Origin of the sequence: Nocardia sp. NPDC060220, from assembly GCF_042727815.1 — a bacterium.
GTDB lineage: Bacteria > Actinomycetota > Actinomycetes > Mycobacteriales > Mycobacteriaceae > Nocardia.
Genome location: NZ_JBHWZY010001228.1, coordinates 1 through 1,544 on the forward strand (window position 1 = coordinate 1; position 1,544 = coordinate 1,544).

A 1,544-nucleotide genomic window follows, 5' to 3' on the forward strand; every position below is an offset into this window, starting at 1 on the left:
GACTTGTTTGGCGTTGGTGTGCTCGGGGCCGAAGGGGTAGTCGACGCCGGTGGCCGCGCACTGGGCGCGGAACTGTTTGCGGTCGTAATCGCCCCAACTCGCCCACGGCCGCTCGCCTGCCGCGAACTCGTCGGCCAGCCGGCGGCACGCCTCACCGAACTCGACACCCTTGTCGACCTGCTGCTGGGTGAGGGTGGTGAGCTCGGTACAGAAATCGCTCACCGTGGACCTGGTCGGGCGCACGATGATGTCGTGCTTGCTCACCCTGGTCCGGGTGGCGAGATCGACCACCGTGATCCCGATCTCGATGATCTCGTTGACCTGTCCGGCGGGCGGGTCGCCCGCCCAGCAGGTGGCTTCCACGTCGACCACGTTGAGCAGGCCGGTCCACTCGTTCATGGGTGTGACGGTACGGGCGCGTCGTGGTGTGCTCCAGTGATATTCGTGGCGCGGCGATCCGCGGCACAGGCGCACCCGCCGCTCGGCCGGTGAGTTGGCTGTTCCCTGGCCGATCCCGGACCCATCGTTAACATCTCGTTAATCGCCTCGGGGTCGTCCCCGGTCGCGCTCGGCGGCGGTCGCCGCGCAGCCGGGCGGCGTGCCAGAATGTCGCTCACCGACCACGACCCGCCGAGGAGAGAACGTATGCGCCTGTCGCCGCACGAGCAGGAACGGCTGCTGCTGAGCTATGCGGCCGAGCTGGCGCGCCGCAGGCAGGCGCGGGGGTTGAAGCTGAACCATCCGGAGTCGATCGCGTTGATCACCGATCACGTGCTCGAGGGAGCACGGGACGGGCGGACCGTGGCGGAACTGATGTCGTCGGGGCGATCGGTGCTCACCCGCGAGGATGTGATGGAGGGGGTGCCGGAGATGATTCACGACGTGCAGGTCGAGGCGACGTTTCCCGATGGCACCAAGCTCGTCACCGTGCACCACCCGATCGGATAGGCGAGACCCATGATTCCCGGCGAATACCTCTGTGCCGAGGGCACGATCGAACTGAACGCGGGCGCGGTACGCGTCGAGCTCGAGGTGGTCAATACCGGCGACCGCCCCGTTCAGGTGGGCAGCCACGTGCACTTCCCGCAGTCCAACGCCGCGCTGGAGTTCGATCGCGAAGCCGCCCACGGGCACCGGCTCGATATCCCGGCAGGCACCGCCGTTCGATTCGAACCCGGTCTGCCGCAGCGGATTTCGCTGGTTCCGCTCGGTGGTACCCGCGAGGTCTACGGCATCAGCATGAACCCGCCCGGGCACCTGGATGCCTGAGGTGACCGACAACCATCGCGCGGCAAGCCTCTCGCCGCGACGTCCGGGAGAGAGCCGATGACCGAACTGAGCCGCGCCCGCTACGCCGAACTGTTCGGGCCGACCGCCGGCGACCGTATTCGCCTGGCCGACACCGACCTGATCGTCGAGATCACCGAAGACCGCAGTGGCGGACCGGGACTCGCCGGTGAGGAAGCGGTGTTCGGCGGCGGCGGTGTCCACGACCACCCCGCGATCCGACTCCAGCTCCGAGACACGGGTCGCCAGCCGGGACG

Annotated in this window: 4 protein-coding genes; 3 read left to right on the plus strand and 1 reads right to left on the minus strand. The window is 68.2% G+C overall.

What is annotated here, in order from left to right; genetic code table 11:
• Nucleotides 1-399: exonuclease domain-containing protein (locus tag ACFWF3_RS35540; protein WP_379318520.1), on the minus strand; the 399-nt coding region annotated here is incomplete at its 3' end.
• Between the two features lie 246 nt (nucleotides 400-645).
• Between ACFWF3_RS35540 and ACFWF3_RS35545 the strand changes: the two genes are divergently transcribed.
• The 3 genes from ACFWF3_RS35545 to ACFWF3_RS35555 form a co-directional block, all read left to right on the plus strand.
• A complete protein-coding gene (locus tag ACFWF3_RS35545) occupies nucleotides 646-948 on the plus strand; it encodes an urease subunit gamma (protein ID WP_101467224.1) in 303 nt (100 codons plus the stop codon).
• A gap of 9 nt (nucleotides 949-957) precedes the next feature.
• Nucleotides 958-1,269 carry an urease subunit beta gene (locus tag ACFWF3_RS35550; protein ID WP_378988409.1) on the plus strand — a complete coding sequence of 104 codons (312 nt, stop codon included), beginning with the start codon at nucleotides 958-960 and terminating at the stop codon, nucleotides 1,267-1,269.
• Nucleotides 1,270-1,326: 57 nt separating this feature from the next.
• A partial coding sequence (locus tag ACFWF3_RS35555; protein ID WP_379318522.1) for a hypothetical protein occupies nucleotides 1,327-1,544 on the plus strand: 218 nt, incomplete at its 3' end.